The organism is Bacillus sp. FSL K6-0255 (genome assembly GCF_045040725.1).
GTDB classification, from domain to species: domain Bacteria; phylum Bacillota; class Bacilli; order Bacillales; family Bacillaceae; genus Bacillus; species Bacillus subtilis.
This window is the reverse complement of record NZ_CP150278.1, coordinates 102,501-125,138: the sequence shown is the minus strand read 5'-3', so window position 1 is coordinate 125,138 and position 22,638 is coordinate 102,501. Positions and strand designations below refer to the sequence as shown.

23 protein-coding genes and 2 other annotated features (1 of these 25 cut by a window edge) are annotated in these 22,638 nt (G+C 42.8%); all 23 genes read right to left on the bottom strand.

Features of this window, described 5'->3' with window-relative positions; translation table 11 throughout:
• Nucleotides 1–48: 48 nt before the first annotated feature.
• Entirely contained in the window at nt 49–3,630 is a 3,582-nt protein-coding gene (gene rpoB, locus MHB62_RS00680; RefSeq protein WP_009966326.1) for a DNA-directed RNA polymerase subunit beta, read from the bottom strand.
• A 245-nt stretch (nt 3,631–3,875) separates the two neighbouring features.
• Complete coding sequence (locus MHB62_RS00675; protein ID WP_003235045.1) at nt 3,876–4,481, bottom strand: class I SAM-dependent methyltransferase; 606 nt, start codon at nt 4,479–4,481, stop codon at nt 3,876–3,878.
• 89 nt (nt 4,482–4,570) lie between these two features.
• Nucleotides 4,571–4,942 carry a 50S ribosomal protein L7/L12 gene (gene rplL, locus MHB62_RS00670; RefSeq protein ID WP_003156436.1) on the bottom strand — a complete coding sequence of 124 codons (372 nt, stop codon included), beginning with the start codon at nt 4,940–4,942 and terminating at the stop codon, nt 4,571–4,573.
• A 45-nt stretch (nt 4,943–4,987) separates the two neighbouring features.
• Complete coding sequence (gene rplJ, locus MHB62_RS00665; RefSeq protein WP_003235042.1) at nt 4,988–5,488, bottom strand: 50S ribosomal protein L10; 501 nt, start codon at nt 5,486–5,488, stop codon at nt 4,988–4,990.
• Between the two features lie 65 nt (nt 5,489–5,553).
• Nucleotides 5,554–5,694: a sequence feature (ribosomal protein L10 leader region), on the bottom strand.
• Nucleotides 5,695–5,739: 45 nt separating this feature from the next.
• Nucleotides 5,740–6,438, bottom strand: a complete 699-nt coding sequence (rplA, locus tag MHB62_RS00660; protein WP_003235040.1) for a 50S ribosomal protein L1 — start codon at nt 6,436–6,438, stop codon at nt 5,740–5,742.
• A gap of 94 nt (nt 6,439–6,532) precedes the next feature.
• Entirely contained in the window at nt 6,533–6,958 is a 426-nt protein-coding gene (rplK, locus tag MHB62_RS00655) for a 50S ribosomal protein L11 (protein ID WP_003156430.1), read from the bottom strand.
• A gap of 167 nt (nt 6,959–7,125) precedes the next feature.
• The gene (gene nusG, locus MHB62_RS00650) at nt 7,126–7,659 is read right to left on the bottom strand and encodes a transcription termination/antitermination protein NusG (protein ID WP_003225764.1); all 534 of its coding nucleotides are present in this window, start codon (nt 7,657–7,659) and stop codon (nt 7,126–7,128) included.
• A gap of 178 nt (nt 7,660–7,837) precedes the next feature.
• Complete coding sequence (gene secE / locus MHB62_RS00645) at nt 7,838–8,017, bottom strand: preprotein translocase subunit SecE (protein WP_004399676.1); 180 nt, start codon at nt 8,015–8,017, stop codon at nt 7,838–7,840.
• Nucleotides 8,018–8,050: 33 nt separating this feature from the next.
• A complete protein-coding gene (gene rpmG / locus MHB62_RS00640; protein ID WP_003156421.1) occupies nt 8,051–8,200 on the bottom strand; it encodes a 50S ribosomal protein L33 in 150 nt (49 codons plus the stop codon).
• A 92-nt stretch (nt 8,201–8,292) separates the two neighbouring features.
• Nucleotides 8,293–8,949, bottom strand: coding sequence for an RNA polymerase sporulation sigma factor SigH (gene sigH / locus MHB62_RS00635; protein WP_003225758.1), 657 nt, complete (start codon nt 8,947–8,949; stop codon nt 8,293–8,295).
• A 62-nt stretch (nt 8,950–9,011) separates the two neighbouring features.
• On the bottom strand, nt 9,012–9,524 hold the full coding sequence (rae1, locus tag MHB62_RS00630) for a ribosome-dependent mRNA decay endonuclease Rae1/YacP (RefSeq protein ID WP_003235032.1): 513 nt from the start codon (nt 9,522–9,524) through the stop codon (nt 9,012–9,014).
• A 6-nt stretch (nt 9,525–9,530) separates the two neighbouring features.
• Complete coding sequence (gene rlmB, locus MHB62_RS00625) at nt 9,531–10,280, bottom strand: 23S rRNA (guanosine(2251)-2'-O)-methyltransferase RlmB (RefSeq protein ID WP_004399684.1); 750 nt, start codon at nt 10,278–10,280, stop codon at nt 9,531–9,533.
• On the bottom strand, nt 10,264–10,695 hold the full coding sequence (locus tag MHB62_RS00620; RefSeq protein ID WP_004399685.1) for a mini-ribonuclease 3: 432 nt from the start codon (nt 10,693–10,695) through the stop codon (nt 10,264–10,266). The genes rlmB and MHB62_RS00620 overlap by 17 nt, the downstream gene beginning before the upstream one ends.
• A gap of 3 nt (nt 10,696–10,698) precedes the next feature.
• Entirely contained in the window at nt 10,699–12,099 is a 1,401-nt protein-coding gene (cysS, locus tag MHB62_RS00615) for a cysteine--tRNA ligase (protein ID WP_004399682.1), read from the bottom strand.
• Entirely contained in the window at nt 12,096–12,749 is a 654-nt protein-coding gene (gene cysE / locus MHB62_RS00610; RefSeq protein ID WP_003225749.1) for a serine O-acetyltransferase, read from the bottom strand. Before cysE ends, cysS begins: the two co-directional genes overlap by 4 nt.
• 68 nt (nt 12,750–12,817) lie before the next feature.
• Nucleotides 12,818–13,048: a binding site (T-box leader), on the bottom strand.
• 2 nt (nt 13,049–13,050) lie between these two features.
• On the bottom strand, nt 13,051–14,502 hold the full coding sequence (gene gltX / locus MHB62_RS00605) for a glutamate--tRNA ligase (RefSeq protein WP_004399675.1): 1,452 nt from the start codon (nt 14,500–14,502) through the stop codon (nt 13,051–13,053).
• A 90-nt stretch (nt 14,503–14,592) separates the two neighbouring features.
• A complete protein-coding gene (gene ispF / locus MHB62_RS00600) occupies nt 14,593–15,069 on the bottom strand; it encodes a 2-C-methyl-D-erythritol 2,4-cyclodiphosphate synthase (protein ID WP_003225745.1) in 477 nt (158 codons plus the stop codon).
• A complete protein-coding gene (gene ispD, locus MHB62_RS00595) occupies nt 15,062–15,760 on the bottom strand; it encodes a 2-C-methyl-D-erythritol 4-phosphate cytidylyltransferase (protein WP_003235019.1) in 699 nt (232 codons plus the stop codon). The genes ispF and ispD overlap by 8 nt, the downstream gene beginning before the upstream one ends.
• 14 nt (nt 15,761–15,774) lie before the next feature.
• Nucleotides 15,775–16,875, bottom strand: coding sequence for a PIN/TRAM domain-containing protein (locus tag MHB62_RS00590; protein WP_003235014.1), 1,101 nt, complete (start codon nt 16,873–16,875; stop codon nt 15,775–15,777).
• Nucleotides 16,876–16,990: 115 nt separating this feature from the next.
• Nucleotides 16,991–18,073 (bottom strand): DNA integrity scanning diadenylate cyclase DisA, encoded by a 1,083-nt coding sequence (disA, locus tag MHB62_RS00585; protein WP_003225736.1) that lies wholly within the window; start codon nt 18,071–18,073, stop codon nt 16,991–16,993.
• A gap of 3 nt (nt 18,074–18,076) precedes the next feature.
• Nucleotides 18,077–19,453, bottom strand: a complete 1,377-nt coding sequence (gene radA / locus MHB62_RS00580; protein WP_004399687.1) for a DNA repair protein RadA — start codon at nt 19,451–19,453, stop codon at nt 18,077–18,079.
• 91 nt (nt 19,454–19,544) lie between these two features.
• Entirely contained in the window at nt 19,545–21,977 is a 2,433-nt protein-coding gene (clpC, locus tag MHB62_RS00575) for an ATP-dependent protease ATP-binding subunit ClpC (protein WP_003235011.1), read from the bottom strand.
• On the bottom strand, nt 21,974–22,638 hold the 3' portion of the coding sequence (locus tag MHB62_RS00570; RefSeq protein ID WP_003235007.1) for a protein arginine kinase. 427 nt of this gene lie beyond the right edge of the window; only the last 665 of its 1,092 coding nucleotides appear in the window; the start codon falls outside the window, past its right edge; the stop codon is at nt 21,974–21,976. Before MHB62_RS00570 ends, clpC begins: the two co-directional genes overlap by 4 nt.

The following is a 22,638-nucleotide window of genomic DNA, read 5'->3' as shown; positions in this document are numbered from 1 at the left end:
CTTTTTATCTTCGGATTAACCGATGTCACTTGCCTTTATAACTAGAGATTATTCTTTTGTTACTACATCGCGTTCAACGTCTGCAGATGCTGTTTCTTCCGGCTCTTCATCACCTGATAATGCCAGGCCGTCAGCTTGTTTCGCATCTTCTTCGTCTTCTAAATCTCTCATTTCTATTTCTTCTTCATCACCAGAAAGGATTTTGACATCCATACCTAAGCTTTGAAGTTCTTTGATTAATACTTTGAATGATTCCGGAACACCTGGTTCAGGAACATTGTCGCCTTTAACGATGGCTTCGTATGTTTTCACACGTCCAACCACGTCATCAGACTTAACAGTCAGAATTTCTTGAAGAGTGTAAGCCGCACCGTAAGCTTCAAGTGCCCAAACCTCCATCTCACCAAAACGCTGTCCGCCAAATTGCGCTTTACCGCCAAGAGGCTGCTGCGTAACAAGTGAGTAAGGGCCTGTAGAGCGTGCATGAAGTTTATCGTCAACCATGTGAGCTAGTTTGATCATGTACATGATACCGACAGATACACGGTTATCAAACGGCTCTCCAGTACGTCCGTCGTAAAGCACTGTTTTGGCGTCACGAGACATGCCGGCTTCTTCAAGTGTTTCCCAGACATCCTCTTCTCGCGCTCCGTCAAATACAGGAGATGCAATGTGAATGCCAAGGTAACGAGCGGCCATACCCATGTGAAGTTCCAATACCTGCCCGATGTTCATACGTGATGGTACGCCCAGCGGGTTAAGCATGATATCAATTGGTGTGCCGTCAGGAAGGTAAGGCATATCCTCTTCAGGAAGAATCTTAGAGATAACACCTTTGTTACCGTGACGACCGGCCATTTTATCCCCTTCAGAAATCTTACGTTTCTGAACGATATATACGCGTACTAACTGGTTAACACCTGGAGGAAGTTCGTCTCCGTCTTCACGGTTGAAGACTTTAACGTCATGGATAATTCCGCCGCCGCCGTGAGGCACACGAAGAGAAGTATCACGAACCTCGCGGGCTTTCTCGCCAAAGATGGCGTGAAGAAGGCGTTCTTCTGCAGTCAGTTCAGTTACGCCTTTAGGCGTTACTTTACCAACAAGAAGATCTCCGTCTTTTACTTCTGCCCCAATACGGATGATTCCGCGGTCATCAAGATTGCGAAGTGCATCTTCACCGACGTTTGGAATATCGCGAGTGATTTCTTCAGGTCCAAGTTTCGTATCACGTGCTTCTGATTCGTATTCTTCAATGTGGATAGATGTATAAACATCATCCTTCACTAGGCGTTCACTCATGATGATGGCATCCTCATAGTTGTAGCCATCCCATGTCATGAAGCCGACCATTACGTTACGGCCAAGTGCAAGTTCACCAAGCTCCATAGAAGGACCGTCAGCAAGGATTTCTCCTTTTACCACTTCATCGCCGACACTTACGATCGGACGCTGGTTGTAGCACGTACCTTGGTTAGAGCGGACAAATTTCAGCAGGCTGTATTTATCCAGGTTTCCTTTTACTTTTTGACCGTCTACTTCTTCATAACGGCGAACCCAAACGTTTTTCGCTTCTACGCGTTCAACGATACCAGGGTGTTTACAAATAACAGCGGCACCAGAGTCTTTTCCTGATACGTATTCCATACCAGTTCCAACAAATGGCGCTTCCGGCTGCATCAAAGGCACAGCCTGACGCTGCATGTTAGCTCCCATGAGGGCACGGTTGGAGTCATCGTTTTCTAAGAACGGGATACATGCTGTCGCAGCAGATACAACCTGCTTAGGCGATACATCCATGTAGTCTACACGATTTCTGGAAACAACGGTGTTCTCCCCGCGGAAACGAGCTACGATGCTGTCATCAATAAAGGCGCCTTCGTCATCAAGACGAGCATTCGCTTGAGCGACAACATAGTTATCCTCTTCATCAGCAGTTAAGTAATCGATTCTGCCCGTTACCTTCCCTGTTTCAGGGTCAACGCGGCGATATGGCGTTTCAATAAAGCCAAAACGGTTTACTTTTGCATAAGATGATAGTGAGTTGATCAAACCGATGTTCGGGCCCTCAGGCGTTTCAATCGGACACATACGGCCATAGTGGGAGTAGTGAACGTCACGCACTTCCATTCCGGCACGCTCACGTGTCAATCCGCCCGGTCCTAATGCTGACAGACGACGCTTGTGCGTTAATTCAGCAAGCGGGTTCGTCTGATCCATGAATTGAGAAAGCTGTGAGCTTCCAAAGAACTCTTTAATGGACGCAATAACAGGACGAATATTGATCAGCTGCTGAGGCGTAATTGTATTCGTATCTTGAATTGACATTCTCTCACGAACCACACGCTCCATACGGCTTAAACCGATACGGAATTGATTCTGGAGAAGCTCGCCTACAGAACGTAAACGGCGGTTTCCAAGATGATCGATATCATCTGTGTCGCCTACTCCGTGCAGCAGGTTGAAGAAGTAGCTGATTGAAGAAATAATATCAGCAGGCGTGATGTTTTTAATCTCTTCTTCGATGTAAGCATTGCCGATTACATTAATAACCTGTTCTCCTTCTTGATCAGTCGGAGCAAAGATTTTAATTGATTGAAGAGTCACTTCATCTTCAACAACGCCGCCATTCGGATACAGCTTTCTGAAACCGATTCCGTTTTCTAAGTATGGCAGTACTTTATCAAGTGTTCTTCTATCAAGAATCTGACCTTTTTCAGCAAGGATTTCTCCTGTTTCAGGATCAACAAGCGTTTCAGCAAGTCTCTGATTGAAGAGGCGATTCTTAATATGAAGTTTTTTATTAATTTTATAGCGTCCTACATTGGCAAGATCGTATCGTTTCGGATCAAAGAAACGAGAATCAAGCAAGCTTTTCGCATTTTCTACTGTAGGCGGCTCTCCAGGACGGAGACGCTCGTAAATTTCCAGCAACGCTTTGTCGCTGTTTTCTGTGTTATCTTTATCAAGCGTATTTCGCAGGTATTCGTTTTCTCCTATGAGATCAAGAATCTCTTGATCGGAGCCGAAGCCGAGAGCACGCAAAAGAACCGTAACCGGCAACTTACGTGTGCGATCAATGCGGACATAAACAACATCTTTCGCATCAGTTTCGTATTCTAACCATGCGCCACGGTTTGGAATGACAGTTGCGGTAAAACCTTTTTTACCGTTTTTGTCTACTTTACCACTGAAATATACACTTGGAGACCGAACAAGCTGGGAAACGATAACACGTTCCGCACCGTTAATGATAAAAGTACCTGTATCTGTCATAATAGGGAAATCACCCATGAAGACATCTTGGTCTTTTACCTCTCCAGTTTCTTTGTTAATTAAACGAACCTTCACTCTTAGCGGAGCTGAGTAAGTCACATCACGTTCTTTTGATTCCTCTACAGGATATTTAGGCTCACCTAAACTATAATCAATGAACTCAAGAGAGAGGTTACCAGTGAAATCCTCAATTGGTGATATGTCTTGAAACATCTCTCTAAGACCCTCATCAAGAAACCACTGATAAGAAGAGGTTTGAATTTCAATGAGATTTGGTAATTCTAACACTTCGCTAATGCGAGCATAGCTTCTGCGCTGGCGGTGTCGTCCATACTGAACTAGTTGACCTGTCAACTGATTCACCCCTCAAATCATGCGTATTATATGTGTAATAAGTATTTCTTCCAAAGAAAGAAAATACTTTTACAAGACAAAAGAAAAAAGGGTTTCTAATTAAGAAAACCACATCCAAAAACAAATACCGATTTTATTAGCATTTCCATACTTGTATAATTTATACATAGATATTGACAATTCATCATATCAAGCAAAATATATACATTGGCATTTTACAATATTAACATAGTTAAAATACCGAGTCAAACTTTTTTTGCTTTTATGATATAATAGCCTTTCTTTTTTTGAACGACGGAAACTTCATCGAACAGTTCCTCGAGCTTTTCAATGGCAGAAGGCGCGCCTTGCTTTTTCTGTATGACGATCCACAATTCACCTGAAGCTTTTAAGTGTTCAGCGCTTTTCTCAAAGATAGCATGGACAACTTTTTTTCCGGCTCGGATTGGGGGATTTGTAAGAATAGAAGCAAATGTTTGAGCAGAATCAACGTTTGAAAACAAATCGCTTTGATAAATCTTAACGTTTGTTATTCCGTTCTGTTCCGCATTTTCATTTGATAGTTCTACGGCTCTCTCATTAACGTCAATCATGTGGATAGTCCGGTCTTTAAAGTCGCTGGCGAGCGATAAACCAATCGGGCCGTACCCGCAGCCTACATCTAAAATGCCGCCCTCAACCTCAGGCTCTTCAAAAGAATCAATCAGCAGGCGGGAGCCGAAATCAACTTCTTTTTTAGAAAAAACCCCGCTGTCGCTGGTAAACGTGAAATCTTTATTCCGAAGCCTAAAAGACCAGGTTTGCTTGTTGCTTTTTACTGAAGGTTTTTCTGAATAATAGTGCTCACTCATTATTAGAACCTCCTTTTTTCATGGCTTAAAGAATGGCAAAGAAAAAGCTCGCCTCATAAAAGCGAGCTTCCCCTACAGGTAAGTGAAGATTACTTAACTTCTACAGAAGCGCCAACTTCTTCAAGTTTAGCTTTAAGCTCTTCAGCTTCTTCTTTAGCAATACCTTCTTTAAGTGGTTTTGGAGTGTTGTCAACAAGTTCTTTAGCTTCTTTCAAGCCAAGACCAGTGATTTCACGTACAACTTTGATAACTTTGATTTTTTGAGATCCTGCACCAGCAAGGATAAGATCGAATTCGCTTTGCTCTTCAGCAGCTCCGCCTGCAGCAGCTCCGCCAGCTACAGCTACAGGAGCAGCAGCAGTTACGCCAAATTCTTCTTCGATTGCTTTTACTAGGTCGTTCAATTCAAGTACAGTTGCTTCTTTAACGGAAGCAATGATTTCTTCGATATTTAAAGCCATTTGTAATTCCTCCATTTTGTTTTAATTTATGAAAAACTGATTAGATTAAGCGCCTTGTTCTTCCTTTTGTTCTGCCACAGCTTTTGCAGCAAGAGCAAGGTTGCGAACTGGAGCTTGAAGTACGCTAAGCAACATAGAAAGCAAGCCTTCGCGTGATGGAAGTTCAGCAAGAGCTTTCACTTCTTCAACAGTAGAAACTTTACCTTCGATAACGCCAGCTTTGATTTCAAGAGCTTCGTGATTTTTAGCGAAGTCATTAAGAACTTTAGCCGGAGCGACAACATCTTCAGTGCTGAATGCGATCGCGTTCGGTCCAGTTAAGAAATCATTCAAACCATTAAGCTCAGCTTGTTCAACCGCACGGCGAGTCATCGTATTTTTGTAAACTTTGAACTCAACGTTAGCTTCGCGAAGCTGTTTACGAAGTTCAGTTACTTCAGAAACGTTAAGTCCGCGATAGTCAACGATGATCGTTGATTTACTTTCTTTCAGTTTAGAAGCAATTTCTTCAACAACAACTTTTTTTGTTTCAATTGCGCTGCTCATGGTTACACCTCCTGTAGATTCTTGTGTAACACTTATACCGTTAGGTGATCACGACTGAGACGACGGATTCCATATAAAAAGCCTCCATGAGACATGGAGGCTGTATATACAAGCATACGTAACGTAATAGCTGTGATAATATACACCTCGGTAGGATAATTAAGCGGTTAGGCCCCTACTGTCTACGGTATAAATGATATTCTATTTTACAACATTTTGAATAATATCAGAATGTTGATGTCATGTCAATATTATTTTACGTTAAAAGTTGAAGAGTCTACTTTGACACCAGGTCCCATAGTAGAAGTTACAGCAACGTTTTTCACGTAAACGCCTTTAGCTGCAGCAGGTTTAGCTTTAAGGATTGTATCGTACATTGTTGTGAAGTTCTCAACAAGTTTTTCATCCTCGAAAGAAACTTTACCGATAGGAACATGAATGTTTCCAGCTTTATCAACGCGGTATTCAACTTTACCCGCTTTGATTTCGCCGATCGCTTTTTCAACTTCGAAAGTAACTGTACCAGTTTTAGGGTTTGGCATTAAACCTTTTGGTCCAAGTACACGACCGATTTTACCAACTTCACCCATCATGTCAGGTGTAGCTACGATTACATCGAAATCGAACCAGCCTTGTTGAATTTTGTTGATGTAGTCAGTATCGCCTACGAAATCTGCACCAGCAGCTTCAGCTTCTTTCGCTTTTTCGCCTTTTGCGAAAACGAGAACGCGCTGAGTTTTACCAGTTCCGTTTGGAAGCACAACTGCTCCACGGATTTGCTGGTCGTTTTTACGAGGGTCAACCCCTAAACGGAAAGCCACTTCAACTGTAGCGTCGAATTTAGCTGTGTTTGTTTTTTTAACGAGAGCTACTGCTTCAGAGACGTCGTAAGCTTTAGAACGGTCTACAAGCTTAGCAGCTTCAACGTACTTTTTACCTTTTTTAGCCATTTTAAAATTTCCTCCTTATGTGGTTATAGCGGAATAACCTCCCACGAATAAGGGTTGCGAACTTGTTAAAACTCGCAACCCGACAAGAAACAAATTAATCCTCGATTACAATACCCATACTGCGGGCAGTACCTTCAACCATGCGCATTGCCGCTTCAACGTCTGCTGCGTTTAAGTCAGGCATTTTCGTTTCAGCGATTTCGCGTACTTTATCGCGCTTAACGGTTGCCACTTTATTACGGTTTGGTTCACCAGAACCAGACTCAATTCCAGCTGCTTTTTTAAGCAATACTGCAGCAGGTGGAGTTTTTGTAATAAATGTAAATGAACGGTCTTCGTAAACCGAAATTTCAACAGGAATGATTAAACCAGCTTGGTCAGCTGTACGAGCGTTAAACTCCTTACAGAATCCCATGATGTTAACACCGGCTTGACCAAGTGCAGGTCCAACTGGTGGTGCTGGGTTAGCTTTTCCAGCAGGAATTTGCAATTTTACAACTTTAACTACTTTTTTAGCCACGAGACACACCTCCTTAAGTCCGTGATGTGGTAATAGGGTAAACCCTCCCACTCAAGGTTTCATTCTTTATATGAATGACGAAATATCATGCTAGTTGCCTTGGATAAGTCCAAGACGTACCTTTGCTATATTATCATTTATATATAGCAATTTCAAGTTTTTTCACATTACAATTTATCGATTTGGGTAAATTCCAGCTCAACCGGCGTTTCACGGCCAAACATATTAACGAAAACTTTGACCTTGCTTTTATCATAATCAATCTCTTCAATTGATCCTGTAAAGTTAGCAAAAGGTCCGTCTATTACTTTCACTGTCTCTTTCAGTTCAAAGTCAATATCAGTTTTTCGTTCATCCATGCCCATTCTCTTCAGAATGGTTTCTGCTTCGCCCGGAAGAAGCGGCGTCGGTTTTGAACCTGACCCGGCAGATCCTACGAATCCAGTAACGCCCGGCGTGTTTCGGACAACATACCAAGAGTCGTCTGTCATTACAATTTCAACAAGCACATAACCAGGGAACACTTTCTTTTTCACGACTTTTTTCTTGCCGTTTTTGATATCTGTTTCTTCTTCTTCGGGTACGACTACACGGAAAATTTTATCCTGCATCCCCATTGATTCAACACGCTTTTCCAAGTTGGCTTTTACTTTATTCTCATAACCAGAGTACGTGTGAACAACATACCAATTCTTTTCCATTCTATTCAGGACTGTCCAGTCCTTCCCTCCCCGCATTTGGTTTTAGTGAATTACCATAACGCTTCAAAAAATAGGCGGCAAGCCTATGATAACTTTCATTTTAAGCCACAATAAAAAACCCGCTGAACGGGTTTTGGCAAGTAATATTATGATCTATTATAGCACGTATTGCTGATCATTATTCAACTATTAAACGAATTAATTGAGAAATTCCTGTGTCAAGGAGGGCAAAAAAGATAACAAAAAAGATAACTGTTGAAATTACCGTAATGGTATAACGCGTTAACTCTTTTCCTTTAGGCCAGCTTACCTTTTTCATTTCTTTCCCAACATCTTTAAAGAATTTCATAATACGCATGTAAAAGACCTCCACAATTTAAAAGCGCAAAAACTATTTTGTTTCAAGATGAGCTGTATGTGAATTGCAAGTACTGCAGTATTTCTTTACTTCTAATCGCTCAGCCGCTGATGCAGAGCTCTTCATTGTCGTATAATTACGGTTTCCGCATGTCTTGCATGCTAACGTAATCTTTTTTCTCATGTCATTACACCTTTTTCTAAATAGACATTAGTTCTTATCTTTAGTAACATATCATAGTCAGAAAAATACTGTCAATATAGCATAAATTCCTATTACAAACTGATTTCGCGAATTTCCAAGTACTTCTCCAGCTTGCGTTTCACACGCTGAAGGGCATTGTCGATCGATTTCACATGTCGGTTCAGTTCATCAGAAATCTCTTGGTAACTTCTCCCGTCGAGATATAAGACGAGTACTTTTCTCTCTAAATCACTTAATAGTTCTCCCATTTTCATTTCAATATCATCAAATTCTTCCTGATTAATGATCATTTCCTCAGGATTTAAGGTTTTCGCTCCTGAAATGACATCCAGCAGCGTTCGGTCTGATTCTTCATCAAAGATCGGTTTATCTAATGAGACGTAGGAATTCAAAGGAATGTGTTTCTGGCGAGTAGCTGTCTTTATTGCGGTAATAATTTGGCGGGTAATACATAATTCTGCAAAAGCTTTGAATGAGGTAAGCTTGTCCTCTTTGAAGTCACGAATAGACTTATAGAGGCCTATCATGCCTTCCTGAACAATATCCTCTCTGTCCGCCCCTATTAAGAAATAGGATCTTGCTTTTGCCCGAACAAAGTTTCGGTACTTCGTAATCAAGTAATCTAACGCATCACTGTCCCCAACATGAACCTTTTCAATGACCTGCTCGTCCTCCAACTGGCAAAACTGCTCTTTGTTGAATTTTCCCTTGTTGTTCTGTAGATTCACTCCGATCCCCCCGGCGCACGTAGATAGAAATATTATACAGTATTGGGCAAAAAAGCGTCAACTTAATCTAAGTCTCCCCGCCTCCACTTTTCAAACGTTTTCAAAACCTCTTCCGATAAAGCAATTTTACCCGCCGGCTTTTCGGAAGTGATTTTTCTTACCCGTCTCTCTATTCGCCTTTCAATCGTTTCTACCTCTCTCAGAAGCTCCCGGGCCGATTTCCGCAATGCCCCCTGTCCGAAAATCGCCCACTGCTCAGTATAGTCAGAGGTCGCAACGTGAATTTGAGTCGCAATATTATTCAAAGCCTGAGCGAGCTTTTCTATCCGCTCATCAGCCGTCTCATTTTCTTTTGTAAAAATTACTTCAACTCTATGGTTGGTCTGTTTTTTCTCAAGCCCTTTTACGAGATGCGCGTCAAAAACAACAATAACCCTGTTTCCTGTATACGATTGATATTCCGCCATTTTCTGAATCAGTACGTCTCTCGCCTCTTCAAAACTGTTCGCTTTTAAATCCTTCAGCTGCGGCCAGGCTCCAATCATGTTGTACCCGTCTACTAACAGGATATCCATGGGTCTTTATTCTCCCACAGGGTTTCGTTTCCGGTAGACTTCATACATCAAAAGACCAGCCGCGACAGATGCATTTAGTGAAGTTACCTTTCCGGCCATCGGGAGTTTAATGAGAAAATCGCACTTTTCCTTCACAAGGCGGCCCATCCCTTTTCCTTCACTTCCGATGACTAGAGCCAAAGGCATATTGCCGTCCATATTACGGAAATCCTCACGCGCGGACGCATCCGTTCCGACAACCCAGATTCCCCGCTCTTTCATCTCTTCTAACGTCCGTGCCAAATTGGTGACTCTTGCTACAGGAATGTGCTCAATTGCTCCTGTTGAAGCTTTTGCCACTGTTGTTGTCAGCCCGACAGCTCTCCGTTTTGGAATGACGATGCCATGAGCGCCGACCGCATCTGCTGTCCTCATAATGGAACCAAGATTATGAGGGTCTTCAAGCTCGTCCAGAATGAGGAAGAAAGGCTGTTCATTTTTTTCTTCGGCTGCTTTATATAAATCGTCCAGTTCTGCATATTCATACGCTGCAACCTGTGCCACTACGCCCTGATGCTGTCCTGTCACCATTTGATCGAGTTTTTTTCTCGGGACGTATTGAATCGTGATTCCCTGCTTTTTGGCAAGCTCAATCACTTGCTGTGCTTGTCCCTTTACGGTGTTTTCCGCCATCCACAGCTTATACAGCTTCCGATCAGATTTTAACGTCTCGATCACTGCATTTTTCCCTATGACGTAATCATGTTGCTGACTCATTTGTTTTCCTCCCTGACGTCCCGAATTGTATAGCTTCGGCTACGAGCTGACTAAGTCGTTCCTCTTTTTTCTCTAGAAAAAGGTAGCCCAGAAGCGCTTCAAATGCTGTACTGTAGCGGTACGTCTGAACATCTGTATTTTTAGGTGTTGTCCCTGACTTGGCATTTCTGCCTCTTTTCAGCACCGCTTCCTCTTCTTCCGTAAAAAATGATTGATTCTGCAGAAAAAATAGGATCTCAGCCTGTGACTTTGCTGAAACAATCCGGCTTGATTTCTTATGAAGATCATTTGGTTTGGTAAAGCCCTGCTTAAGCAGGTGATGCCTGACATACACTTCAAAAATGGCATCACCTATATAAGCAAGCGCAAGACCGTTAAGCTGCTTAGAATCTTTTATCGTATCAAATTCAAGCATCTGTTATTCTCCCCGTTTCCAGCGAGTGCCTTGAGCCGTATCTTCAAGAATGATATTCATGCTTTTCAGCTGGTCGCGGATCTGGTCTGACAATGCAAAATCGCGATTCCGGCGCGCTTCATTTCGCTTTTCGATTAAGTCTTCAATCTCTTGATCGAGAAGTTCCTGCTCACCCAACGAAAAACCGAGGACAGAAACAATGCGGTCAAACATCTCAATAAACGCCGTAATCACATGATCAGCCGTATGATCTTTCTGAAGATAATAATTGGCGTGTTTCGCTAAGTCAAACAAGACTGAAATGGCATTCGCCGTATTAAAATCATCGTCCATCTCTTCTTCGAATGCTTTGCGGTGTTCTTCAACCTTTTCAAGCCATTGATCGTCATCTTCGGTTAAATTCGTACTGCTGTTCAGACGGTGCTGAAGATTGCTGTACGCTGTTTTTAAACGGCTGAACGCGCTTTTCGTATTCTCCAGAAGCTCTTCTGAATAGTTAATCGGATGGCGATAATGAACAGATAGCATAAAGAATCTCAAAAGCTGCGGATCATGCTGTTTAATGATGTCATGCACAAGCACAAAGTTGCCTAGTGATTTTGACATTTTTTCATTATCAATATTGATATAACCATTATGAAGCCAGTACTTCGCAAACGTTTTGCCTGTCAGCGCCTCAGATTGCGCAATTTCGTTTTCATGGTGAGGGAATGTTAAATCCTGTCCGCCCGCATGGATATCAATCTGGTCACCGAGATACTTTTTCACCATTGCTGAGCATTCAATGTGCCAGCCCGGACGCCCTTTCCCCCAAGGGCTATCCCAAGAGATTTCTCCTTCTTTTGCCGCTTTCCACAGTGCGAAATCAAGAGCATCTTCTTTTTTCTCGCCGACCCGGATGCGTGCACCTGATCTTAGTTCATCGATTGATTGCTGAGAAAGCTTTCCGTACCCTTCAAATGCTCTGGTTTTGAAATATACGTCACCTTCTGATTCATATGCGTAGCCCTTTTTCACGAGCTGATCTACGAATTCGATAATGGCATCCATGTTCTCCATTACTCGCGGATGAAGGTCGGCTTTTCGGCAGCCGAGCGCACCTACGTCTTCAAAGTATGCTTTAATAAAACGCTCTGAAATGGTGGGTACATCCTCACCGAGTTCATTTGCCGCTTTAATTAATTTATCGTCTACGTCTGTGAAGTTAGAGACATACTGCACATCATAGCCTTTATACTCTAAATAGTTTCGAACCGTATCGTAAACGATTGCCGGACGCGCGTTCCCGATATGAATGTAATTGTAAACCGTGGGTCCGCATACATACATTTTCACTTTTCCCTCTTCAAGAGGAACGAATGTTTCCTTCTGTCTAGTCAATGTATTATAAAGTGTGATTGTCATTTTTGATTGATCCTTTCTTTTCTGTCTTCAAGTTCTGCCTTCAGCTCTAAAATCTGCTGTTCCAAAGACTTAAAGCGGTCAGCAACTGGATCGGGCAAATCCTGATGGTTTAAATCGCGTCTTACTTTCTTGCCATTTTGTACAACGACCCGTCCAGGGATACCGACAACTGTTGAAAAATCAGGAACATCATGCAGCACTACTGAACCAGCGCCAATCTTTGAGCCTTCACCGACCGTAATAGAACCGAGCACTTTAGCACCTGTGGCTATCAATGCGTCATCTTTAATCGTTGGGTGCCTTTTTCCCTTTTCTTTTCCCGTTCCCCCGAGGGTAACCCCCTGAAAAACGGTTACGTTATTGCCGATTTCACATGTCTCCCCAATGACAACCCCCATGCCGTGGTCTATGAAAAATCTTCTCCCGATTGTAGCGCCGGGGTGGATTTCTATCCCGGTAAAAAATCGGCTTACTTGAGATATAAGGCGTGCAAGGAAATAAAATTTTCGTTTATATAAAGCATGTGCAATCCGATGCGCCCATATAGCATGTAAACCGGAATAAGTTAAAATCACTTCAAAATAGCTTCTTGCTGCGGGATCTTGATCGAACACAGTATCAATGTCTTCTTTGAGCATTCTAAAAAACACATGCTTCCCCCCGTTTCTCTATCTGATTTCCTCTACCCAATAAAAAAAGCGTCTCTGCATGTAAACATGACAGAGACGCTTTAACCGCGCGGTTCCACTCTGTTTGAAAAGCAGACTTCTGCTCTCCCAACTTCAGCCTGTAACGGCGGCGGCCGCCTTTGAATACTGATTTCAAAAAACGTTCTTCAAAGGTCTTAAGGGCGCACTTCTAAAACCCGGCTCATGGATCTCTCTCAGCCAATGAAGATCCTTTCTGTAATGGCCTAAAGCTTTATACTCTTCCCTGTCAACAATCATTTATTTAGATATTCTTTAAACGCTGAATTGCAGTCTCTTTACCGATCAATTCAATTGATTGCGGCAGTTCCGGACCGTGAGTTTGCCCTGTTACAGCAACACGAATCGGCATAAACAGTTTTTTCCCTTTATGGCCAGTTTCTTTCTGCACTGCTTTGATCGATGCTTTGATATTATCCGGAGTGAACTCCTCAAGCTCTTCAAGCTTCGCTGCGAATGTGCTGAGCACTTCAGGAACCTGTTCTTCTTCCAGAACAGCTTTCGCTTCTTGATTATACTCGATCTCATCCGTAAAGAACAAATCAGTCAGCTCAACAATTTCCGCACCGTAGCTTAATTGCTCATGATACAGGGAAATCAGTTTACGAACCCATTCTTGTTCTTCAGCAGAAAGCTCAGTGCCAACTTTGCCGGCTTTTTGCAAATGCGGAAGCGTCAGTTCAACAACCTGATCAAGATCCAGCTTCTTCACATATTGGTTGTTAACCCATTTTAGCTTATGCATATCAAACAAAGCTGGTGATTTAGATAAACGATTTACATCAAAAATTTCAATAAACTGCTCTTTTGTGAAAAGCTCTTCTTCTCCAACCGGTGACCAGCCTAACAAGCCGATAAAGTTGAACAGCGCTTCTGGCAGGTAGCCAAGCTCTTTGTACTGCTCGATGAATTGAATAATGGATTCATCACGTTTGCTGAGCTTTTTACGGCTTTCGTTTACAATCAGCGTCATGTGTCCGAACTGAGGAATATCCCACCCGAATGCTTGATAGATCATAATCTGTTTCGGTGTGTTAGAAATATGATCCTCACCGCGCAGCACGTGTGTCATTTTCATTAAGTAGTCATCAATAGCTACCGCGAAGTTATAAGTAGGCGTTCCGTCCTTTTTCACAATAACGAAGTCGCCGATGCCATCTGATTCAAAAGAAATTTCGCCTTTTACGATGTCGTTGAAGGCGATGACTTTTCCTTCCGGCACACGGAAACGAATACTTGGTTTTCTGCCTTCGGCGATAAATTTCTCCTGTTCTTCCTGAGTCAGGTCTCTGTGTTTTCCGGAATAACGAGGCATTTCTCCGCGGGCAATCTGTTCTTCACGCTCTTTTTCAAGCTCTTCTTCCGTACAGTAACATTTATAAGCAAGCCCTTTTTCAAGAAGCTCTTCATAGTACACTTTATAGATATCGTTACGCTCTGACTGACGGTATGGACCGTACTCTCCTCCGACATCCACACTCTCATCCCAGTCAATACCTAGCCACTTCAGATAATTCAGCTGGCTTTGTTCTCCGCCCTCAATATTGCGCTTTTTATCAGTATCCTCAACTCGAATGATAAACTTACCGCCTTGATTGCGGGCAAATAAATAATTAAAAAGCGCCGTTCTGGCATTTCCAATATGCAAATGTCCGGTTGGACTCGGTGCATAACGGACGCGTACTTCGTTTCCCATTTTCAAATACTTCCTTTCATGTCATGTATGGCCTCAGGCAAAAATGTATGAATCTATTCTACCACCAAATAGACCCGGCATCAAAACAAGTTAGCCTTTTTGTATCAGTACTGTCGCCTGAGCCGCTATTCCTTCCGCCCGGCCTGTAAATCCAAGCTTTTCTGTCGTTGTTGCTTTTACATTTACTTGAGAAACATCTGCCTCAAGGCCTTCAGCAATTCTTTTTCTCATATCTTCTATGTACGGCAGCATCTTCGGCTTTTGCGCTATGATGGTGCAATCAATGTTCCCAAGGACATACCCCTTCTGTTTCACGATTCCCCAGACATGCTGAAGTAATTTGAAAGAATCTGCGTCCTTGAACTCGGGATCTGTGTCAGGAAAATGCTTGCCTATGTCTCCTTCACCCACAGCTCCCAGGCAGGCGTCAGCGACGGTATGCAACAATACGTCTGCATCAGAATGGCCAAGCAGCCCTTTTTCGTACGGGATTTCAATTCCGCCAATAATGAGAGGACGGCCCTCCACTAATTGATGCACATCAAATCCTTGTCCAATTCTAAACATGTTTATTCCCACTTTCTGATTCCATGATAGCTTCAGCTGACGTCAAATCGTCTGGCGTCGTCAGCTTAATATTTGTATAGCTGCCTTCTACAACACGGACCGAACCGCCCTCCATCTGTTCAACGAGGCTGGCGTCATCCGTCCCTAAAAATCCCTTGCGCTCGGCCTCAGCGTGAGCCTTCATCAATAAAGAAAGACGAAAAGCTTGTGGCGTTTGGACAGCCCACAAGCTTGAACGTTCAATCGTCTCACTGACTTGTAAATCTTGAACGCGTTTAATCGTATCTTTTACCGGAACAGCAAGGATGGCCGCTCCTGTCTGTTCCGCCTCTGCGATCAGTTCGTCAATTTGTTCATGTTTTATAAATGGACGGGCACCGTCATGTACAAGGACAATCTTTTCCTGCTTTACGGCTTTCAGCCCCTTATACACACTGTGCTGTCGCTCATCTCCGCCTGCAACAAGCTCAATTGAAGTTTGAAACGGGTAATCGGACAGCAATTGCTGAAAGTGCTCCCGCTCCTGCTCGTTAATCACCAAAATGATTTTATCGCACTGCCGGTGGCTGTCAAACACTCTTAACGTGTGTATGATCACCGGGTCTCCCTTCAGCTCAATGAACAGTTTATTTCTCCCTGCCTTCATCCGCTTTCCCTGTCCGGCTGCAGGAATCACCACATCATAACTCATTGTTTCTTCTCCCTTTACAGCGCCTTCTCCAACAGCTTAGGCTTCGCAAAAATCATTCGTCCCGCTGCTGTCTGCAGCACACTTGTGACGAGTACATCAATATGCTTGCCGATATAATTCCGTCCTTCTTCAACGACAATCATCGTACCGTCATCCAAGTAGGCAACTCCCTGATTATGCTCTTTCCCGTCCTTAATGACCTGAACATTCATTTCCTCGCCAGGAAGCACAACAGGCTTAACCGCATTGGCAAGGTCATTAATGTTTAATACTGCTACCTTCTGAAGCTCGCACACTTTATTTAAATTAAAATCATTCGTCACAACGACCCCGGATGTCAGCTTAGCAAGTTTGACGAGCTTGCTGTCAACCTCCTGAATATCTTCAAAGTCGCCTTCGTAAATTTCAACTTCAATGTCTAATTCTTTCTGAATGCGGTTCAGGATATCAAGACCGCGGCGTCCTCTGTTTCGTTTTAAAACATCTGAAGAGTCTGCAATATGCTGCAATTCCTCAAGGACAAACTGCGGAATCACGATAACTCCCTCTAAAAAACCAGTCTGACAAATATCTGCTATTCTCCCATCAATAATAACACTAGTGTCCAAAATTTTCAGCTTCTTGTCTTGAACCTCATGTTCTTCATCAGCTGTTCCTTTTTTCTTTTGCATTCTGGCGGAAATGGAAAACAGGCTGATCAATTCATCCTTTTTCTTAAAGCCCACCTGGAAGCCGAGATAACCGAGGAAGAAAGCCAAAAATACAGGAATTATTGTGCTGAATATGCGGTAAGGTATATTGTCTAAAGGAATAACATTTACGATAAGATAAGCAATTATAAGTCCAAAAACTAAGCCAAGACTTCCAAATAACAAATCTGGAACCGGCGCTTTTAACAATGAATCCTCTATCCACTTCACCCAGTTCACAACGTATTCTGTACCCCATATACTGATGAGAAAAAAGATAATTGCTCCTATTGCCGCAGACGTATATGCGTTTGTTATTAAAGGTATGTCCTGTATATTTAACAGTACAAACAATTCAGGTATCAAAAATATACCAACAACGCCGCCAAAAATAATGAAGAACGCCTGAACTATTCGTTTTAACATACCCCCACCTCCTTTTTTAACATTTTAATTTCACAAAGTCTTATGCATCCTACGAATATCAGAATAAACAAAAACCAACATTAATATACCCGTATTCATAAGGTTTTAACCGAAATCACAGTTGTCTGTCTAAATAATGCTTCTCTTGCAGGCGTTTTAATCCTTTTTTGATTTTTTGGGCTCGTACTTCACCGATTCCCTCTACTTCATCTAATTCTTCTGCACTCGCCTCAATAATCCTTGGCAGGACTCCAAATGCTTCTACAACATTTTCAACAATCGGCATCGGAAGACGCGGTATCTTATTTAACAGCCTGTATCCTCTCGGCAATACATAATCATCAAGATTAGTAGAAGCAGGGTAACCGAGAAGCTTATACACAATGGAATCATCCAGCAGATCATAACTGGACATATCCTGCAGCTCCTTCAAGAGAACAAACGGATCTTTAATCTTTTCTTTTACATAGTCCTTAATAAATAAAGCGGCCTCTTCTTCCATATCCGTAATCAATTCAATGACTTGCAGTTTGATCAGATGCCCTTCTGTCCCCAGCTCTTTGATATACATATTAATTTCGTTTTTGATTCTCAGTACCATTTCATAACGATGCATGACAGACAAGACATCACTGAAGGTAACAAGTTCCTCAAACTCTAACGCGTTCAGTGCATTAATCGTTTTATCGAGGATTGTCTTATATTTTTCAAGTGTTTGAATGGCTTGGTTCGCCTTGGTTAAAATAAATCCTATGTCTTTTAGTGTATACTTCATGTTTTCCTGATATAACGTTATGACATTTCTTCTTTCAGAAATGGCGATTACAAGACAGCCAGTTTGCTTAGCTACTCTTTCGGCAGTTCTGTGCCGCATTCCTGTTTCTGATGAAGAAATTGTGGCATCCGGCATCAGCTGAGTATTCGCGTATAGGATCTTTTGACCAGAATCACTTAAAATGATCGCTCCATCCATTTTAGCCAGCTCATATAAATGCGCCGGAGAAAAAGCCGTGTTTATGTGAAAGCCGCCGTCCACCACTTCTTTTACTTTATCATTATATCCAACAACAATCAGACCGCCTGTATTTGCTCTCAAGACGTTTTCCATCCCCGCTCTGAGCGGTGTACCCGGAGCAACAAACTGCAATATAGATGACAGGTCTAACTCGTGTTTCGCCCCTTTTTTCTCTTTTTCCATCTATTATCCTCCTAATGAAGTACGAAGCGCTTCTGCAACATTTGCTACTCCGATAACCTCAATCCCTTTTGGTTTTGTCCATCCATCCAGATTTGCCGCGGGTATGATCATGCGTTTAAAACCAAGCTTTGCCGCTTCTTTCACACGCTGTTCAATTCTTGAAACCCGCCGGACTTCTCCGGTTAATCCCACTTCTCCAATAAAACAATCTGCAGGATTTGGAGGTGTGTCTCTAAAGCTTGATGCAATACTAATCACAATCGCAAGATCAATTGCCGGTTCATCAAGCTTAACGCCGCCAGCCACTTTCAAATAAGCATCCTGATTTTGCAGCAGCAGTCCAACTCTTTTTTCTAACACAGCCATTAACAGAGAAACCCTGTTATGGTCTATTCCCGTTGCCATACGCCTTGGGTTGCCAAAACTTGTTGGCGAGATGAGTGCCTGAATTTCAACGAGAATCGGTCTAGTGCCCTCCATAGAGGCAGTGATACTCGAGCCTGCGGAACCAGCAGAGCGTTCTTCTAAGAAAATTTCCGAAGGATTCAAAACCTCAGTGAGCCCCTCTTCCCGCATTTCGAAAATGCCCATTTCGTTTGTAGATCCGAAACGGTTTTTTACAGCCCGCAAAATACGGAAAGTATGGTGGCGTTCTCCTTCAAAATATAAAACAGTGTCAACCATATGCTCCAACAGTCTCGGACCTGCAATAGACCCTTCTTTCGTCACGTGCCCTACGATAAAAATCGGAATACCTTTTGTTTTTGCAATTTTCATCAGCTCAGCGGTACATTCTCTGACCTGTGACACACTGCCTGGAGCAGATGTAATATCGCTTTGGTAAACCGTTTGAATAGAGTCAACAACGACAAACGATGGATTCATCTCTTGTATAGCAGACGAAATATACTCCATATCGGTTTCAGATAAAACATGCAGTGACGGATTATTAATGCCGAGACGGTCTGCTCGCAGCTTCGTTTGCTTTACAGATTCTTCTCCCGAAATATACAGGACACTGTTTGATGAGCCTGATAATTGAGCGGAAACCTGCAGTAATAGCGTTGACTTTCCGATACCAGGATCACCGCCAATTAAAACGAGGGAGCCTTTAACGACACCTCCGCCGAGTACTCTGTTAAACTCGCCAAGCTGGGTTTTGACGCGGGGTTCTTCTGATGTTTCGATTGATGTAATAGGTGAAGGTTTCTGTACAGTTTGAACAGAATGAGAAAAAGCCGCTCTCCGATTGGCCGGTGCTTTTTTAATCATTTCTTCCACCATTGTATTCCAAGCACCACAGCCCGGACATTTCCCCATCCATTTTGGAGACTCGTAGCCGCAGGATTGGCAGATGAACTTCGATTTTGTTTTAGCCATATATAGTGTAAGACCTCTCCCTTGTTCTATTTCTTGATATGAAAGTGAGGCATACACTTACATGCTGTATGCCTCATTTCCGTCTTCTATATTAATTCGTTTTAGCAGTCGTTTTTACGACAAATTCGCCATCTTCTACATCAAGAACAATATGCTGTCCTTTATGAATATTTCCTCTGAGGAGTTCTTCAGATAAACGATCCTCGACATGTTTTTGGATCGCTCTTCTTAACGGACGGGCACCGTATTCCAGGTCAACGCCCTCTTCCGCGACTTTCGCTTTTGCAGCATCTGTCAATTCGATAGAAAGATCTTGTTCTTTCAGGCGTTTCGTTAATTGATCAGACATTAATGACACAATCTCAGTGAGATGTTTTTTCTCAAGTGAATGGAAGACAATGATTTCATCAATACGGTTGATGAACTCAGGTCTGAACGCTCGTTTTAATTCACCCATCACTTTATCTTTCATGTCTTTATGATTTTGAGTTTCATCCTGAACGTTAAAGCCGACATATTTATTGCGTTTTAGCTCACTTGCTCCGACGTTTGATGTCATGATCAGAATGGTATTGCGGAAATCGACTGTGCGTCCTTTAGAATCAGTCAATCGTCCGTCTTCAAGAACTTGCAGAAGGATATTGAAGACATCAGGGTGCGCTTTCTCGATCTCATCAAGAAGCACGACAGAGTAAGGTTTTCTTCTGACTTTCTCTGTCAATTGACCGCCTTCATCATATCCCACATAACCCGGAGGTGAACCAACAAGTCTTGAAGTTGAATGTTTTTCCATGTATTCAGACATATCAATTCTGATCATGGATTCTTCATCGCCAAAAATGGATTCAGCAAGTGCTCGTGCAAGTTCTGTTTTACCTACACCTGTAGGGCCTAAGAAAATGAATGAGCCGATTGGGCGTTTAGGATCTTTCAATCCTGCTCTTGCACGTCTGACGGCTTTTGCAACCGCTACAACTGCTTCATCCTGGCCGATGACACGGGAGTGAAGAATGTTTTCCATATTGAGAAGCTTATCAGTTTCAGTTTGGGCGATTTTAGATACAGGCACACCGGTCCAGCTGGATACAACCATCGCAATATCATCCACAGTAACCTCTGAGTTTTCCTGCCCTTGCTTCTCTTTCCATGATTTCTTCGTATCCTCTACTTGCTCGCGCAGGCGTTGTTCAGTATCACGCAAGGAAGCAGCTTTTTCAAACTCTTGGCTTTGCACTGCCGCATCCTTCTCTTTACGAACCTCATCAAGCTTCTGCTCAAGCTCTTTTAAGTTAGGAGGCGTTGTAAATGAGCGCAGTCTCACCTTTGAACCCGCTTCATCGATCAAGTCAATTGCTTTATCCGGAAGGAAGCGGTCAGAAATATATCTGTCAGAAAGCTTAACCGCAGCTTCAATGGCATCATCAGTGATAGAAACGCGGTGGTGGGCTTCGTATCTGTCACGCAGACCTTGTAAAATTTGAATACTTTCATCTACAGATGGCTGATCAACCTGAATCGGCTGAAAACGGCGTTCCAGTGCTGCATCTTTTTCAATATATTTACGGTACTCATCAAGAGTCGTTGCACCAATACATTGGAGTTCGCCACGAGCAAGTGAAGGTTTTAAAATATTAGATGCATCAATAGCACCTTCTGCTCCGCCTGCCCCGATTAATGTATGGAGCTCATCGATGAATAGAATGATATTTCCTGCCTGGCGAATTTCATCCATGACCTTCTTCAGGCGATCCTCAAATTCTCCGCGGTATTTTGTGCCGGCAACAACTGTTCCCATGTCTAATGTCATCACACGTTTATCACGCAAAATTTCGGGTACTTCATTATTGATAATTTGCTGTGCCAAACCTTCTGCGATAGCCGTTTTACCTACACCTGGTTCCCCAATGAGAACAGGGTTGTTTTTCGTTCTGCGGCTTAACACTTCAATGACACGCTGGATCTCCTTGCTTCTGCCGATTACAGGGTCAAGGCTGTCTTCCTTCGCAATAGCAGTTAAGTCTCTTGCCAAGCTGTCAAGCGTAGGCGTATTCGCATTGCTGTTTGTTCCTGCCGCTGATGATCCTGTTTCATTACTTCCTAGAAGCTGGAGCACCTGCTGTCTTGCTTTATTTAAGCTGACACCGAGATTATTCAGAACTCTCGCAGCAACACCTTCTCCTTCACGAATCAGACCAAGAAGAATATGTTCTGTTCCCACATAAGAATGACCGAGTTTTCTTGCCTCATCCATTGAAAGCTCAATGACTTTTTTAGCTCTAGGAGTATAATGAATCGTTTGAGACATTTCCTGCCCGCGCCCGATCAAACTTTCTACTTCTTTCTGAATTTTTTCTGAACCGAGTCCAAGCGCTTGAAGAGCTTTAGCAGCAATGCCCTCTCCTTCTCTTACCAGTCCTAATAAAATATGCTCAGTGCCAATGTTATTATGACCTAACCGAAGTGCTTCTTCCTGTGCTAGCGCCAGTACTTTTTGAGCTCGTTCTGTAAATCTTCCAAACATCATATCGATTCATCCTCCTGTCTTTTCCCATTCATTTCTAAGTGAAGCCGTTCTCTGATGAGAGCCGCTCTTCGAATGTCCCTTTCGTTCGGACGCAAAGCGCCTCCCGAGTATTGCTGTAAAAACCCTGGCTGCGTCAAAATCATAAGTTCGTTAAGTATGTTGCTTGAAAGTCCTTTTATTATGCCTAAGTCTATGCCTAACCGAACATCTGAAAGGCACTTTGCAGTTTCTTTCGATTCTATCATCCGGCAATTAGACAAGACCCCATATGACCGATATACCCGATCCTCAAGTTCGATTTTAGAAGTTTGATAAATCGCTTCTCGGGCAGATCGTTCTTGTTCAATCAACTGAGCAGCAACACTGTTAAGATCCTCTACAATATCCTGCTCTGACTTACCAAGCGTGATCTGATTTGAAATTTGAAAGATATTCCCTACTGCTTCGCTGCCTTCCCCATAAATTCCTCTAACAACTAAGCCTAATTGATTAATTGCCGGTATAATTCGATTTATTTGCCTAGTTAAAACCAGCGCCGGCAGATGCATCATGACCGAAGCCCTTAAACCAGTACCTACGTTTGTAGGACAGCTGGTTAAGTATCCTCTTTGCTCATTGAATGCATAATCAACTTTTTCTTCAATCCAGTCGTCGACCTGGT